This is a genomic window from Bradyrhizobium sp. CCGB12 (assembly GCF_024199845.1).
Lineage (GTDB): Bacteria > Pseudomonadota > Alphaproteobacteria > Rhizobiales > Xanthobacteraceae > Bradyrhizobium.
Genome location: NZ_JANADO010000001.1, coordinates 8,022,885 through 8,036,292 on the forward strand (window position 1 = coordinate 8,022,885; position 13,408 = coordinate 8,036,292).

12 protein-coding genes and 1 tRNA gene are annotated in these 13,408 nt (G+C 65.0%); 8 read left to right on the forward strand and 5 right to left on the reverse strand.

From position 1 onward, the window contains the following. Position 1: 1 nt before the first annotated feature. The 3 genes from NLM27_RS36805 (at position 2) to NLM27_RS36815 (ending at position 3,519) form a co-directional block, all read left to right on the forward strand. Positions 2-1,402, forward strand: a complete 1,401-nt coding sequence (locus NLM27_RS36805; protein WP_254147923.1) for an aspartate ammonia-lyase — start codon at positions 2-4, stop codon at positions 1,400-1,402. 305 nt (positions 1,403-1,707) lie between these two features. Beyond that, positions 1,708-2,676, forward strand: coding sequence for a nitronate monooxygenase family protein (locus NLM27_RS36810; protein WP_254147924.1), 969 nt, complete (start codon positions 1,708-1,710; stop codon positions 2,674-2,676). Between the two features lie 69 nt (positions 2,677-2,745). Continuing rightward, positions 2,746-3,519 carry a thioesterase family protein gene (locus tag NLM27_RS36815; RefSeq protein ID WP_254147925.1) on the forward strand — a complete coding sequence of 258 codons (774 nt, stop codon included), beginning with the start codon at positions 2,746-2,748 and terminating at the stop codon, positions 3,517-3,519. Positions 3,520-3,863: 344 nt separating this feature from the next. Here NLM27_RS36815 and NLM27_RS36820 read toward each other — a convergent pair whose 3' ends face one another. Beyond that, a complete protein-coding gene (locus NLM27_RS36820) occupies positions 3,864-5,426 on the reverse strand; it encodes an AMP-binding protein (RefSeq protein WP_254147926.1) in 1,563 nt (520 codons plus the stop codon). A gap of 125 nt (positions 5,427-5,551) precedes the next feature. Between NLM27_RS36820 and NLM27_RS36825 the strand changes: the two genes are divergently transcribed. The 4 genes from NLM27_RS36825 to NLM27_RS36840 all read left to right on the forward strand — a co-directional run bounded on the left by NLM27_RS36825 (position 5,552) and on the right by NLM27_RS36840 (position 8,547). Beyond that, a complete protein-coding gene (locus NLM27_RS36825; RefSeq protein WP_254147927.1) occupies positions 5,552-6,517 on the forward strand; it encodes a nitronate monooxygenase family protein in 966 nt (321 codons plus the stop codon). Positions 6,518-6,688: 171 nt separating this feature from the next. After that, complete coding sequence (locus NLM27_RS36830; RefSeq protein WP_194479426.1) at positions 6,689-6,937, forward strand: hypothetical protein; 249 nt, start codon at positions 6,689-6,691, stop codon at positions 6,935-6,937. Between the two features lie 122 nt (positions 6,938-7,059). Continuing rightward, complete coding sequence (locus NLM27_RS36835; RefSeq protein ID WP_254147928.1) at positions 7,060-7,770, forward strand: hypothetical protein; 711 nt, start codon at positions 7,060-7,062, stop codon at positions 7,768-7,770. An 87-nt stretch (positions 7,771-7,857) separates the two neighbouring features. Continuing rightward, positions 7,858-8,547 carry a hypothetical protein gene (locus NLM27_RS36840; RefSeq protein WP_254147929.1) on the forward strand — a complete coding sequence of 230 codons (690 nt, stop codon included), beginning with the start codon at positions 7,858-7,860 and terminating at the stop codon, positions 8,545-8,547. Between the two features lie 249 nt (positions 8,548-8,796). Here NLM27_RS36840 and NLM27_RS36845 read toward each other — a convergent pair whose 3' ends face one another. From NLM27_RS36845 to NLM27_RS36860, 4 genes are all read right to left on the reverse strand, one after another. Beyond that, on the reverse strand, positions 8,797-11,493 hold the full coding sequence (locus tag NLM27_RS36845) for a DUF2235 domain-containing protein (protein ID WP_254147930.1): 2,697 nt from the start codon (positions 11,491-11,493) through the stop codon (positions 8,797-8,799). A gap of 163 nt (positions 11,494-11,656) precedes the next feature. Further along, positions 11,657-11,890 carry a hypothetical protein gene (locus NLM27_RS36850; RefSeq protein ID WP_254147931.1) on the reverse strand — a complete coding sequence of 78 codons (234 nt, stop codon included), beginning with the start codon at positions 11,888-11,890 and terminating at the stop codon, positions 11,657-11,659. 126 nt (positions 11,891-12,016) lie between these two features. Continuing rightward, on the reverse strand, positions 12,017-12,319 hold the full coding sequence (locus NLM27_RS36855) for a hypothetical protein (RefSeq protein WP_254147932.1): 303 nt from the start codon (positions 12,317-12,319) through the stop codon (positions 12,017-12,019). A 193-nt stretch (positions 12,320-12,512) separates the two neighbouring features. Continuing rightward, positions 12,513-12,597: transfer RNA gene (locus NLM27_RS36860), tRNA-Leu, on the reverse strand. Positions 12,598-12,754: 157 nt separating this feature from the next. Between NLM27_RS36860 and NLM27_RS36865 the strand changes: the two genes are divergently transcribed. After that, positions 12,755-13,294, forward strand: a complete 540-nt coding sequence (locus NLM27_RS36865) for a disulfide bond formation protein B (protein ID WP_254147933.1) — start codon at positions 12,755-12,757, stop codon at positions 13,292-13,294. Positions 13,295-13,408: the final 114 nt, after the last annotated feature.

Sequence of the window (13,408 nt, forward strand, 5' to 3'; positions counted from 1 at the left end):
CATGAGCCGTACGGAGCAGGATTTCCTCGGACAGCGTGAGATCGCCGACGACATCTATTACGGCGTCCAGACCATCCGCGGGAAGGAGAACTTCCACATCACCGGCATTCCGATGAACCAGGAGCCTTACTTCGTGAAGGCGCTTGGTTACGTCAAGAAGGCCGCCGCCATGGCCAATCGCGATCTCGGCGCGATCGACGCCAAGGTCGCGGATGCGATCATCCTGGGCTGCGACCGCGTCATCGCCGGCGACATGATGGACCAGTTCGTCACCGACTTCATCCAGGGCGGCGCCGGCACGTCGACCAACATGAACGCCAACGAGGTGATCGCCAACCTCGCGCTGGAATCGCTCGGTTTTGGCAAGGGCGACTACCAGCATGTCAGCCCCAACGATCACGTCAATTACGGCCAGTCCACCAACGACACCTATCCGACGGCCTTTCGTCTGGCGCTGATCCTGCGGCTCGAGAGCTACATGACGGCGCTGCGCCAGCTTCAGGAGGCCTTCTTCGCCAAGGGTCGCGAGTTCGACCGCGTGCTGAAGATGGGACGCACGCATCTCCAGGACGCCGTGCCGATGTCGCTCGGCGCGGAATTCCGGGGATGGGGCACCACGATCGGCGAGGAGGTCGATCGCATCTCCGAGGCGCGCGCACTGCTGCGCGAGATCAATCTCGGCGCCACCGCGATCGGCACCTCCGTGACCGCGGCCGTCGGCTATCCCAAGCTCGCGGTCCGGCATCTGAGCGCGCTGACCGGCGTCGACTTCATCCTCGCCGGCGATCTCGTCGAGGCGACCTCGGACACCGGCGCCTATGTGCAGCTCTCGGGTGTCCTCAAGCGCACGGCGAGCAAGCTGACGAAGATCTGCAACGACATCCGCTTGCTCGCCTCCGGCCCGCGCGCCGGCTTCAACGAGATCAACCTGCCGCAGCTTCAGCCGGGCTCTTCGATCATGCCCGGCAAGGTCAACCCTGTCATCCCCGAGGTGGTCAACCAGACCAGCTTCCTGGTCATCGGCCTCGACACCACGGTGACGCTGGCGGCCTCAGCCGGCCAGCTCCAGCTCAACGTGATGGAGCCGGTGATCTCGTTCGCGCTGTTCTTCTCGATCCGCACCATGGAGCGTGCGGTCAACAGCCTGCGCGAGAATTGCGTCGTCGGCATCACCGCCAACGAGGAGCACACCCGCAACATGGTGCTGAACTCTCTCGGTATCGTCACCGTGCTGAAGCCGCTGCTCGGCTACAAGCAGTGCGCGGAGATCGCGCGCGAGGGTTACAAGAGCGGCAAGTCGTTGCACCAGATCGTGGTGGTCGAGCGCAAGCTGTTGACGCAGGACAAGTGGGACGAGATGTTCTCGTTCGAGCGGCTGATCAATCCGGATTTGGTTGGGTAGATGTTGGCTATCCTCCACTCTCGCCTCGTCATTGCGAGGAGCTCGCGACAAAATTGCGTAGCAATTTTGCGCTGATGCGACGAAGCAATCCAGTGTCCCTCCGCGGAGACAGTCTGGATTGCTTCGCTTCGCTCGCAATGACGGAGAAGACGGAGTGGGTTGGTCCGCCGTCGGAATTCCGTGGGTTGGAATTGCGGTAGCGGCATCCGCCACGGCGTCACAACGCAATACTTGACAGTGGAAAGATTGCCTTGTTGGTATCACCCCAGCCTTCGCTTTGACCGCCTAGAGAGGATCGTTCCGCAATGTCCATGCCTGCCTTGTTCAAGGGACGACTGTCGATCCCTGTGATCGGTTCGCCGCTCTTCATCATCTCGGTGCCCGATCTCGTGATCGCGCAGTGCAAGGCGGGTGTGGTCGGCTCGTTTCCGGCGCTGAACGCGCGGCCGCCGGAGTTGCTCGACGAATGGCTGGCGCGGACCACCGAGGAGCTCGCGGCCTATGACCGCGCGCATCCGGACAAGCCGTCGGCGCCGTTCGCGGTCAACCAGATCGTGCACAAGTCGAACAACCGTCTCGACCACGACATGCAGCTCTGCGCCAAGTACAAGGTGCCGATGATCATCTCCTCGCTCGGTGCACGCGAGGAGCTGAACCAGGCCGTGCACGGCTGGGGCGGCATCGTCTTCCACGATGTGATCAACCAGAAATTCGCGCACAAGGCGATCGAGAAAGGCGCCGACGGCCTGATCCTGGTTGCGGCCGGCGCCGGCGGTCATGCCGGCACCATCTCGCCACTCGCTTTCGTGGCCGAGACGCGAAAGTGGTTCGACGGCCCGATCGCGCTGTCGGGCGCGATCGGCAACGGCAAGGCAATCCGCGCCGCGCGCGTCCTCGGTGCAGACTTCGCCTATATCGGCTCGGCCTTCATCGCGACCAAGGAAGCCAACGCGGTCGAGCGCTACAAGGAGATGATCGCCGGCTCGAGCGCCGACGACATCGTCTATTCCAACCTCTTCACCGGCGTGCACGGCAACTACCTGAAGCCTTCGATCCAAGCCGCCGGCATGGATCCGGAAAACCTGCCGACCTCCGATCCCTCCAAGATGAACTTCGGCACCGACGCCTCCGGCGAACGCGCCAAGCCGAAGGCCTGGAAGGAGATCTGGGGCTCGGGTCAGGGCATCGGCAGTGTCGATGGCGTCGTGCCCGCCGCCGAGCTGATCGCGCGGTTCAAGAAGGAATACGACGAAGCGATCGATCCGCCGCTGTGACTAACGTCGCCCGGCCTTTGCCGGGACGACACCGGCTTCTGAACTGCGAACGTTCGCCACGGTGAAAGTATGCCCCCCATCTACCGCGTCGATGGCAACAATGTCGTCACCAGCCCGGACGCCGCCGGTCCCTGGGACCGGCGCATGCAGCACGGCTCAGCGCCCGCTTCGCTGGTGACGTGGGCGGCCGAACGCATTCCGACGCCTGTTGCGATGGACATCGCACGGGTCACGATCGATCTGATGCGCCCGGTGCCGGTCGCGCCGCTCACGATCGCGACCGAGGTATTGCGTGAGGGCCGCAAGATCCAGCTCTGCGCCATCAAGCTGCTGGCCGACGGTGTGCAGGTGGTCGGCGCCACCGTGCTCAAGATCAGGCGCCAGGCGCTGACGCTGCCCGACGACGTCAAGGAGCTGCCGGTCACGCTGCCGTGGCCCGAGGACTCGCTGGTCGAGGACGGCCACGCCGCCTCCAGCCCGTTCGTGCGATCGGTCTCGATGCGCGCCGCGCGCGGCCGCTTCGGCCAGGCCGGCGCCGGCGCGATCTGGTTTCGCGTCGACCATCCGCTGATCGCAGGCGAAGAGGTTTCGCAGGCGATGCGCGCCGTGGTCGCCGCCGACTTCTCCAACGGCACCGCCTCCACGCTCGACTTTCGCGCCTGGACCTACATCAACGCCGACCTCACCGTGAGCTTCGCGCGCCAGCCGGTCGGCGAGTGGATCCTGCTCGATGGCGACTCCTGGATCGGCCCCGACGGCGCGGGCCTTGCGATGTCGCGGCTTGCGGACAGGCAGGGCTATTTCGGCCGCGCGGTGCAGAGTCTGGTGATCGAGAAGCGGTGAGCGTGACGGCTGGTGCCGTGATCGCTCCATGGGCCGATTGAACGGCAGGCTTCCGCCGCCGCGGAAGGGATGCTTGGTCGTGCTGGACGCCGGCATCCTGCCAGTTCACATTCCGTAGAAGATCTTGATCTCCCACAGCACCACGATGATAGCCGTGATCAACGTGACCGCGGCGACTGCACTTTCCAGGGAAGCGACTCTCATCTTACTCTCCGCTTCCCAGCCCCATCAGCGGGTCTAGTTGATTCCCTGATTCGCCCGCAATCGGGCCGGCACCACCGACGTACACTCCGTTGCTCGCTGTGGTGCCGCGGCCACAACGACACCGTAGAATTCCGGGGTAGCTACCCCACCATCCGGTCCCGCCCGCTCCAGAAGCCCGCACGCAATACCTTCTTGTCGACCTTGCCGACGCCGGTCATCGGCAGCTGCCTGACGAACTGGATCTGCTTGGGGGCATGCGCCGAGCCCTTCCGAGTCTTCACCAAATTGATCAGCTCCTCCGGATCGGGCCTTGCGCCCTCGCGCGGCACGACGATGGCGGTGACGGCCTCGCCCCATTTCTCGTCGGGAATGCCGACGACAGCCACCATTGCGACGTCGGCGTGCTGCGACAGCACGTCCTCGACCTCGCGCGGGAAGATGTTGAAGCCGCCGGAGACGATCATGTCCTTCTTACGGTCGAGGATGAACAGGTAGCCGCGCTCGTCCTTGCGCGCGATATCGCCGGTGTGGACCCAGCCGTTCTTCAGCGTCTCGGCGGTGACGTCGGGCCGTTTCCAGTACTCCGCCATCACGTGCGGAGCGCGTACGCAGATCTCGCCGGCTTCGCCCGTCTTCACCTCCTGATCGTCGTCGTCGAGGATCTTCACCTCGCAGGCCGAGATCGGAAAGCCGCAGGACAGGAATAGCTCCGGTGTCCTGGGATCGTGATCTTTCTTGCGCAGCACCGAGACAGGATAGCATTCGGTCTGCCCGTAAAGCTGCGAGAACACCGGCCCGATGCGTTCGATGCCTTCGACCAGCCGGCTCGGCGACATCGCGGAAGCGCCATAGAGCACGAGCTCGAGCGAGGACAAGTCGGTCCTGCCGAGCGCGGGCTGATCGAGCAGCACATAGATCATGGTCGGCACGAGCAGCGTGAAGTTGATGCGCTCGCGCGCGATCGTGGCCAGCACGGCTTCGGGGTCGAAACCCTTCAGCATGTGCACGGTGCCGCCGCGCATCAAGGTCGGCAGCACCTTCGTCCCTGCGACGTGGCTCATCGGCGCGACCGCGAGATAGCGCGCGGCCTCGGGGATCTCGAAATCGGCGAGAATCGCGCCGGCGGCGCCGCTGTTTTCGCGGTGATGGCGCAGCGCTCCCTTGGATTTGCCGGTCGTGCCGCCGGTGTAGTTCAGCGTGGCGAGATCGTTGGGGCCGGCGAGGCACTGCGCGCTGGCGTGTCCCGCACCCTCGGTCGCCGCCAGCAGATCGACCCCGTAGCCGGCCGGCCCCATGGTGAAGACCGCCTTCAGCCGGGTTGCCTTCGCGGCGAGTTCGCCGCCGCGGTCGTGGAAGGCGGCGGCATCGACGACCAACATTTCCGCTTCGGAATCCTCGAGCTGGAACAGCTGGTCTGTCTGCGATCCCAGCGGATGCAGCCAGGTGATGCAGAGCCGGGCCAATTGCGCCGCGACACCGGCGCACCAGCTGTCGGCGCGGTTCGCGGTGAGCAGGGCGACGCGCGCGCCGGGCTGCAATCCAAGCCGCATGAATACGCCCTGGATGCGTCCGATCAGGTCGATGGTGCCCCGATAGCTCAGCGATCCCTCAGGCCAGGCGAAAGCGGTGCGGTCGGGATAGCGCGACAGCGCCTGTAGCGTCTGGGCGCAAGCTGGAGACGATGCGTGGAGCGGATCGGGCATATGTTTCCTCGTTGCTTTGTCACCGGCTTCTGGCGTGCCAATGTTGCTGATGACGCTAGCACAGCGAAGGCGAGATGGAACGACGAAGCCCGCGCAGGGATGTAAAGAGTGACAAGGAGATTTGCGTGCCATCGGATCGACTGCAACGCTTCCGCGATCGCCTCAGTCTGCCGCTGATCGCGGCGCCGATGTTCCTGGTGTCGGGCGTCGAGCTGATGGTCGGAGCCTGCCGCAACGGCGTGATCGGCAGCTTTCCCAGCGCGAATTGCCGTAGCGCCGAACAGCTGGGCAAATGGCTCACTGCGATCGAAGCGCGGCTCCGGCAGCACGAGGAGCAAACCGGGCGCAGGGCCGCTCCGCTCTGCCCGAACCTGATCGTGCACAGCTCCAATGCCCGGCTTGAGCAGGATCTCGCAGTGCTGCTGCGGCACCGGCCGGAGATCGTCATCACGTCGGTCGGCTCGCCCGCGCCCGTACTGAAGCCGTTGCAAGACACCGGCGCCTTGGTGCTGGCGGATGTCGCTTCGATCCGCCACGCTGAACGCGCGGCGGAAGCAGGTGCCGACGGGTTGGTGCTGCTGACCGCTGGCGCCGGCGGCCAGACCGGCTGGATCAACCCATTCGCGTTCGTCCGCGCAATCCGGGCATTCTACGACGGCATCATCGTGCTCGCCGGCGGCATCAGCGACGGCCGCGCGCTGCATGCCGCAGAGGTGCTCGGCTGCGATCTCGCCTATATGGGCACGAAGTTCATCGCGACGCGGGAAAGCATGGCGGATGACCGCTACAAGCGGATGCTGGTCGAGAGCAGCGCCGACGATGTCCTGCTCACGACCGCGTTCACGGGGCTTCAGACCAGCATGCTGCGGCCGTCGATCGAGGCCGCAGGTCTCGATCCTGACGACCTGCCGGCGCATGGGGCGATCGACATCGCAGAGGACATCGACGTCGCGGCGCGCGAAAAGCGGCCGAAGCGCTGGCGCGATATCTGGAGTGGCGGGCATTCGACCTCGGGTGTCACGGACGTGCCCGCCGTCAACGATCTCGTTGCGCGGACGATCGCGGAATATCGCGAAGCAGGCGGGCGCTAGGCTCCGGAAGCCCTCGCTCTTCCCGTAAATATGCGGAGGCAGAGGGCAGGGATCGCACCCGATCACAGTTAATCGAGCGCACTTCCGCAGGCCCGTACTTAACGGCAGATTAACCATCGCCCGCCAAGAATCCCCCTCAAGGCCGCCAAGCAGGGCCGAGAGGGACAGGCGATGGATTTTGATTTTCTCAACAGCAAGACAGCCGCGACGCTGGATGAAATCCGCGTCCGCGTGGCCCACGCGCTGGCCCGCCACCCGCTGTGCCGCAACGTCCGTTTCGACATCGTCAGCGTCCCCCGCACCCGCCGGGGCGGCAACTGGACGGTGACGCTGCAATCGGTCGAGCCGCGCGCGGTCTGGGAAGCCTCCGAGATCGTCGCCGACATCCAGGACGCCTACGACCTGGCGGCAGCTGCCTGATTTTCCAGGCGATGTCGCCGCAGTCCGAGCGATTGCCGCCGCAACGGCACGGTTAAGCCTTATTTATCGCCCAGTTCTCGGGCACTGATCACGTGGACTTGAAGCTGGGCGCGGAGGGACGTTTGTCCAAAGCCATCACCATCATCGTGCTGACCTGCTTTCTCGTCCTCGGTGCCGCGACGACCGCCATCCTCGGCCGTGACAGCGTGCCCAGCGTGAGCGCGGAGATGATCACGCAGGCGCCTCCGGCCAAGCCTCTCGCCACCAACCGCGCCGCCAAGGCCGACCGTCTGATTCCGACGCTGGCGCTGGCCTCGGCCGCGATCGAGCCGGTCCAGGTGCCCGCCGACAGGCTCGCCCAAGCCCCCTTGCTGACCGAGCCGCTGCGCCAGGCCTTCGCCGCCGCCACGCCTTCCGATTTCCCGATGCCTAAGGCAAGCGGGCACGACGCGCCCGCCGCGGCGGAGGTTCCCGCCGTCGAAGTCCCGGCCAAGCCGAAGGTCGTGGCCAAGCCGCAGCCGCAGAAGCACTATACGCTGCTATCCGACGCACAGATCGCGGGCATCAGGGATCGCCTGAAACTCTCGTCGTCGCAGGAATATTACTGGCCGTCGGTCGAGACGGCGCTCCGCAATGTCGTCCGCAAGATCTCTGCCAACAAGCTCTCCAATCCGAACGCGCAGGGCGTGCCGATCGATCCGAATTGCGACGAAGTCCAACAGTTGAAGTCGGCGGCGATGCCGCTGCTGTTCCAGCTGCGTGACGACCAGAAAGAGGAAGTGCGCAAGCTCGCCCGCATCATCGGGCTGGAGAAGGTCGCGCAGCAGATCTGACGTGGAAGTTCCTTCGGGAACTGCTCCCCACACCAGGAACATCCGGCAATCAACGTGCGTTGCTCGCCCCAAAGAGGGAGTGGATCAATGCGCGCCTCGACAGCCTATTTCGTTGGTGCTGGAACCATTATCGCGGCCATCGCCATTGGACTCGGCGGCGGCATCGTTGCCGGCAACATAATGAATCCGACCAAGCAGGGGCCGGATACCAGCAAGGTCGCGCAACACGCCGAAACCGCCGGCGTGTCGGCTACGAACGCACCGTCCGAGCGCGTGAATTATCTCACCGGTTCGCAGGCTTTTGGCGCGACGATTGCCACGCCGGCGCAGGCCGAAGCAAAGCCTGACCCTCAACCGGCTCAGGCGAACGCTGCGCCGCCGGCACCGCCGCCTTCGCAGGCGGCAGCGGTCGAGCCGGCCAAAGAACAGTTGAAGGAACAGTCCAGGCCGACCATCGCATCGTCGCCGAAAGTCGCAAATCCTGCCGAGCAGCAGGCATCGGCCGACCCGGCCGCTTCGGCTGACAACGCCTATGCCAAGGCCAGGGATGCCGACGTGAAGCGCGCCGCGTCAGAACGGCGCCGGATCGAACGCCGCGAGCGCTGGGCCGAGCGCCGTCATTACTACGAGTCTCGTGAGCCGCGTGGTATGCGCGACCGCACCGATTGGGACGACGTCGCGCGCAATATTCGCGAAGATTCCGACGCTCACGATGTCGCAAGCCGTCCGCGCAGCGGTTTCCCGCAGATCAGGCTGTTTGGGCCTGACGACGACTAACCCCGACGCCATCGGCGAAGCGGAGTCCGGGTTCGCTCCGCGGGAGTGGCCCCGGACTGAAGGCCGGCTCACCCTCCGTGAGACTCCACAACCTTGCGGCAGGAGTCGGAGAGCTTGGCATTGTTCTGGCGCAGGCAGGCATTCATGATCGTCCCCTGTGGCGCGAAACAAGCTTAGCCGTAGCGCGGACGCCGTGACGCCCATGATCATGGGGGTGGCGATGCGCTCCAACCTGCGCCCATGACGTCGCTAGTTGGCCGGTGGCGGAGCCGGAAGCCGCTGGACCCGGATCGTCGCGGTGCCGCTGTTGTTGGCATAGAACTGGGCGCGGGGGCCCTGGAGTGGGACGAGCCATCGCGGCGCAAACCGCAAGGGAATGATCCGTGGGAAGAGCTGGACCGCGTCATTGACATAGAAGAACAACTCGCCGGACTCGGGAGCCACGAACTCCGCGACGAGCAGATCGGACAATCCCTGGCGGCGCCATAGCGCGCGTGCCGCCGGCAGCGCCTTGGGCGGGATCGGTTCGAAATCTCCGAACGGACGCCAGACACGTCTCAGTTCGCTGTCCGGCTGCTTGAACTCCGCGGAGTCCTCGACCCGGATGGGGTATTTGTCCCCCGTGTCGTCCTCATATGCCGGCACCGTCGCATTGACCCGCCGCGGCAACTCGTCGGCCGGGACATTGTTGACGGCCAGCAGCGGCAGATTGTTCGATCCTCTGGCGCCGATACGCACGATCGGCTGAAACCAGTCGGCGCCGTAGAGCCGCAGGATCGGCACGGCCGAGCGATGGGTCGGATCCGGCGGGGTCTTGAAGCCGTTCGGGCCAGTCATGATGGTGCGGTCGAACCACGGGTCGGCCATTTGAATCCAGACGCGGTATTTGCGGCCCTTCTCGACTGCGAGGCGGCTCGGCCAGCAAAAGTCGCCGACGCTGAACAACTCGCCGTCACGGGCCGTTGTCGGCACGTCGCCGACCGCGCGCGTAGATGCGCTGCTGACGCAAATGCCGCCGACGCCGTCGAGCCAGTCGAGATAGCCGCGAGAGATCAGCAGCAGTCCGGAGCCAAAAATGGCGACGAGGAAAATGCCCGGCAGCAGGACGTTGGTGAATGCCATGCGCACCGGCCACGCGTGCAGACGCATCCAGCGGCCGATCGCGAGCAGCCAGCCCGATTTGCTCACTCGGCCTCTGGAGGCCTTCCGGTCGGGCCTGTACCAGGCCAGTCGCGCGCGCTCTTGAATGCTGTCGCGCAGCGCCGCGTTCCTGTTCCAGGCGACAAATATGATGGCGACAAGGACCGTGGTGAGGAAGGGATAGTAGAGTGCGATGGCAAGCCAAGGCCCCGCATAGGATGGCAGGACGCTGGCGAGGAGATTGGCGAATGGTTTGACGACCGTGCCCGTGCCATTGTCGAACGCCGTAATCCATTTCAGCAGGACAGTGTCTTCGAGAACGTGCTCTTTGGACGATCCTACCACCGCGCGTGCGATCCAGGGCCATGCGGCCAATATGGCAAGCGCAATGACCAGCGAGAAATAGGCCACGCGGCGCCACCACACGGTGTCGAGCACCTGCCTGGCCATCTCGGCGTCCGGTGGGCTCATCGCCAGGAAGGCATCGGCCTCTGCCGCCTTCTGCGCATTCCCCGTTCTCGCCCCATAGGCCGACCTCATGGCCTTGCGGGTCTCGTCTTTGGTGAGCGGCAACACCTCCCCATCCGGCAGCAGCACCCTGGCATTGGCCGGAAGCATCAGCGGTGCGTAATTGTCGCATCCGTGCAGCATGCGTTCGACGACGGCGAAATGCACCACGGGCGATCCGCCATCCTCCTTGCGGTCCGAGATCGGCCGCGGGCCGTAGCGATACAGCACCGCAGCGCCGCTGCGTGAATCATGCATCGGGCCGATCGCCGACTGGTACGCGCGGAAATGCTCGATCGTGCCGGCCTGGAAGCGAAGCCGGTTGCCGATCTGCTCGGTCATCCAGACCAGAGGCACGAAGGACAGCGTGGATTCCGGATAGCCGCCGCCGATGTCGGAATGAACGCCTGCGAACCACACCTCCTTGACGACCTGGCCGTCCGGAAGGCGGCTCTGGTCGATCCGCAGTGGATGGAAGGTGGTGCGCTCGTCGTCGAGCGCGAGCGCATGGCAGGCGTGCTTGGCCGCTCGTGACAGCCGGTGATTGCGGAAGGAAACCGGCCAGATTGCCCAGTCGATCGCCAGGCGGAGCTCCTCGATCGGTACGCCGAACGCTTCGACCGTGTCGAACAATCCGAGGAATTCAATCTCGATCTGCTTGCGGCCGTCCATCGCCTCGCGGACCTTGGCATAGGAGCGATGTCCAAGGATGAGGTGATAGAGATAGATCAGGACGTCGCGGATCCAGCGGACGATCCAGATTGTCGGCAGGCTGCGATAGCCCACCGACGCCTTGCGGTACTCACGCCAAGCAGACATCGTGTTGCGCTGCATTTCCGCATGCGACACCGCAACCTTGTCAATCACCGCAGGCACGAGGCCCTGGCTCGCGATCAGCGCCGCCAGCGTGCGCGCCGTGAATGCGCCGCGGCTGAAGCCGAAGATGTAGATCTCGTCGCCCTCCCGCCAATTCCAGCACAGGAAGCGGTAGAGCTTTCGGACGTTGGAGGGCACGCCGATGCCGGTGGCGCCGTCGAGCGCGGCGAGCGGGGCCCAGCCGGCGGTGCCGACGCCCTTGATGTAGTAGGCGATCTGGTCCGGCCGGGTATGGTCGAGCGCCTCATAGAGTCGCCAGACGCTGGATTCCTGGGTGGTGAAGGCGTTGCCCGTGCCGTCGGCGAACAGCACCAGTTTGCGTCGCGATGGAGCTGTGGCCGCGGTCCCGCCGGCATTCGTATCGCTGGGCACGCGCTCCGGTCCGGCAGAATCGCCGTTCGATGCGCCATCAAGGTGCGGCATGGCCCCCTCCGACAATTCGACAGGGACGCTTTAGGCCCGGGCCGGGCAGCACTCCCCGGATTCAATCAATGCTCGCGTCATGAAAATGCAGGTGCATTCTGTACATAATCCCGTTGAGGTAGCAAGGGAGATCGCGCCGCTTCGCCGCCAATGCTCTAGCGGTCTACGAAAGATCGACGCGCGGTGGCGGATAGCGCCGCGCCAGCGCCGACAGCGACAGTGGCCGCTCGTCGTCCGGCAGCTCCAGATAGGCCAGCACGAGCGGCCGCTTCCAGTCGCCGACGCCGAAATCCATCGTCCCCCATTTCTGCGGTTCGGGACCATCGAGGCCCCGGACCCAGACGAAATAGCGGGGCAGGTCGTCGGCATCAGCCCCCGTCGTGCGTCTCCTCGCCATCAAAGCTGCTCGCTGCTTCAGCAATCCTTGCCGCACGATATAGGGAATGCCTGAGCGAAGTCGAACGGCTTGCGGTGATTAGGGAAGCTTGCCGCGAGAGCCGGCGCCGAGCGGCCGCAATGGCCGTCACTGCCAGAGCTCGCTCTCCGCCACGCGGTTGATGTCGGAGAGCCGACGGTCGGCGTCGGCGTTGAGGTCGATGCTCTCAACCAGCGTCAGCAAGCGCCGATAGGCGCCGTCGGCGATCTCGACTGGCAGCGGGGCCTCGTCAAAGGCTTCGACATAGTCGCCGACGAGGCCGCTGAGCAGGCGGCAAAGACCGAGCTGGGCGGGATCGTCCCGGCCGAGCGTCTCGAGCTTTTGCTGGAATGTCCGGAAGGTCCGCAGGCCGTGGTGCTGTTGGGAAAGCCACGTGTGCAGGTCGTTCATATGAGCTCCTTCGAGTTACAGAAGAAGCTACCGGTTTATACAGGGGGGATATGACGATTGCTAGAAGAGGGGAGGATCAAACTTCGTTGAGCCAGTCCGCCTGCGCCAAGGCTTCGGCGGGACAGCCTTCGCTGCTTCGCATCGATAGAATTGCGCCTGGCTTGCCAAGCCGTAGCTGCGAAGCAGCGAAGGCTGGTGCCCCTGGCCGGAATCGAACCAGCACTCCTTGCGGAACTCGATTTTGAGTCGAGCGCGTCTACCAGTTCCGCCACAGGGGCCCTCGGTCAGCCCTCAAAGCGGGCGTCGCGAAGCCGGCGGACTATAGCCATGGACAAAGCGGGGTCAACCCGCGCCAAAGTGATCCCCGCCGTTCTCGACAGCCGCATGGGCCGGAGTTAGAGGCTTAGACGCGCGACCGATCGAAAAGAGGCTGCCGTGACGACCCAGAGTGCCGCAATACCAGCGTTCAAGCCGGACAGCGCCGGTCCCGCGCTGACGGCGTCGCTGCTCGTCACGCTGATTGCCGCAGCAACCATCGCGGGCGCCTGGTTCTTCCAACTGGTGCTGGAGATCCTGCCCTGTCCGCTCTGCCTGGAGCAGCGTTACGCCTATTATCTCGCGATCCCGCTCGGCGCCCTCACGGCGCTTGCGGCCAGGAGCGGCGCGCCGCGGCCGCTGCTGCTCGCGGGCCTTGCGATCCTCATCCTGGCGACGCTCGCCAATGCCGGTCTCGGCGCCTACCACTCCGGTGTCGAATGGGGATTTTGGCAGGGGCCGACCGACTGCTCCGGTCCCGTCGTCAATCTCGGCAACGCTGGCGACCTTTTCTCGCGGCTCGACACGGTGAAGGTGGTCCGCTGCGACGAGGTGCAGTGGCGCTTCCTCGGCCTCTCGCTGGCCGGCTATAACGTGCTGATCTCGCTGTTGATGGCCGCGATCGCCGCGTGGGGATTCGTGCGGACGGCGAAGCGCTAGGTATGCTGCCGTAGGGTGGGCAAAGGCGCGCTCTTCGCGCCGTGCCCACCACTCATCAACATTCGCGCCAGTCGCTGGTGGGCACGCTTCGCTTTGCCCACCCTACGGGAGCTG